Genomic DNA, 1,394 nt, shown 5'->3' with positions numbered 1-1,394 from the left:
TGGCGCTCCTGAGGTTTGTGTGGGCGCTATTTCTGCTGTTCAGGGCGGGTTGTGTTGTTGGACGCAGTGTTCGGCGAGTTGCCGGTGAGATGAGGGACGCGCACGTGTTGGGCCTCTAGATTTCGGGGTTCCTACACCGACCTCAATCCGGAGGACCGCTACACGTGCGCGTCAGTACTGCATTTAACCGTCTGCTTCAGATTCCCGGTGCATCGGTATCGGATGTGTCGATCACAGACTCTTCCGTCGAGGTCGCGCTCAGGCTGACCGCACGCCGTGTGAAGTGTCCGTGTGGCTATTCGAGCGCCGCGGCCTACGATCGCGAGCTGCGTCGTTGGAGGCATCTCGATTTCGGCCGGCACAAGGTGTGGCTGGTCTATTCGATCCGTCGGATCGAGTGCCCGACCTGCGGTGTTCGTACCGAGGACGTCCCGTGGGCGCGGCCACGAGCGCGGCATTCACGGGACTTCGAGGACACCGTGCTGTGGCTGGTCACACGTACTGACAGGACCTCGGTATCGACGTTGATGCGCTGCGCGTGGCGAACGGTGACTTCCATCGTCACTCGCGCGGTCGATGCGTTGATCGACTCGCGCCGTCTGGATCGGCTGTATCGGATCGGTGTCGACGAAATCTGTTATCGGCATCCGCACAAGTACCTCACGATCGTGGGCGACCATGACACCGGCAAGGTCGTGTACATCTCCGAGGGTCGCGGTCGGGACTCGTTTTCGGAGTTCTTCGAACAACAGTCAGCACAGGAGCGCGACCAGGTGCAGGTGGTGTCGATGGACGGGTCGCCGGCATTCCGGGCGGCAGCCGAACATCGCGTCCCGCACGCTCGTCAGTGCATGGATCCCTTTCATGTCATGCAATGGGTGAACCGAGCGTTGGACCGGGTGTTCTCCGATGCCGCGTCGATTCGGCGCACGCTGGTCATGCAGGCACCGCAGTGGCGCAAGGCTCGAACTGCGTTGCGGCTCGGTAAGAATCGGCTCACCAAGACACATAAGTCGCTACTGCGGATGGTGACTGCAGCTGACACCGAGGTCGGGACGGCGTGGCGTTTGAAGGAACAGTTCCGGGATCTGTATCGGAAGGTCGCGCCCTCGAACGCTGCACGGTATTTGCGGCGCTGGATCGACGAAGCACAGTCCTGCGGGATCCTTGCGTTCGTTCAACTGGCCCGGATGATCGACAAGAAGTCCGATGCGATCTGCGCAGCAATCGAATTGGGTATCTCCAATGCTCTCATCGAGGGAATCAACTCCAAGATCAGGCTGATCAACGCCCGAGGCTACGGCCACCATTCCGCCGCATCACTGACAGCAATGATCTATCTCAACCTCGGCGGAATCGAGGTCAAGCTACCCACACAAAAGTAAGGAGGGGCA

1 protein-coding gene is annotated in these 1,394 nt (G+C 60.3%); it reads left to right on the top strand.

Features of this window, described 5'->3' with window-relative positions; all coding sequences use genetic code 11:
* Positions 1–164 precede the first annotated feature (164 nt).
* Positions 165–1,385, top strand: coding sequence for an ISL3 family transposase (locus tag CH292_RS28435; protein WP_052059087.1), 1,221 nt, complete (start codon positions 165–167; stop codon positions 1,383–1,385).
* The last annotated feature ends 9 nt before the right edge of the window (positions 1,386–1,394 follow it).

Source organism: Rhodococcus sp. 14-2470-1a, from assembly GCF_002259425.1.
GTDB lineage: Bacteria > Actinomycetota > Actinomycetes > Mycobacteriales > Mycobacteriaceae > Rhodococcoides > Rhodococcoides fascians_E.
The sequence above is the reverse complement of the archived record's forward strand: the minus strand, read 5'-3'. Positions and strand labels throughout refer to the sequence as shown.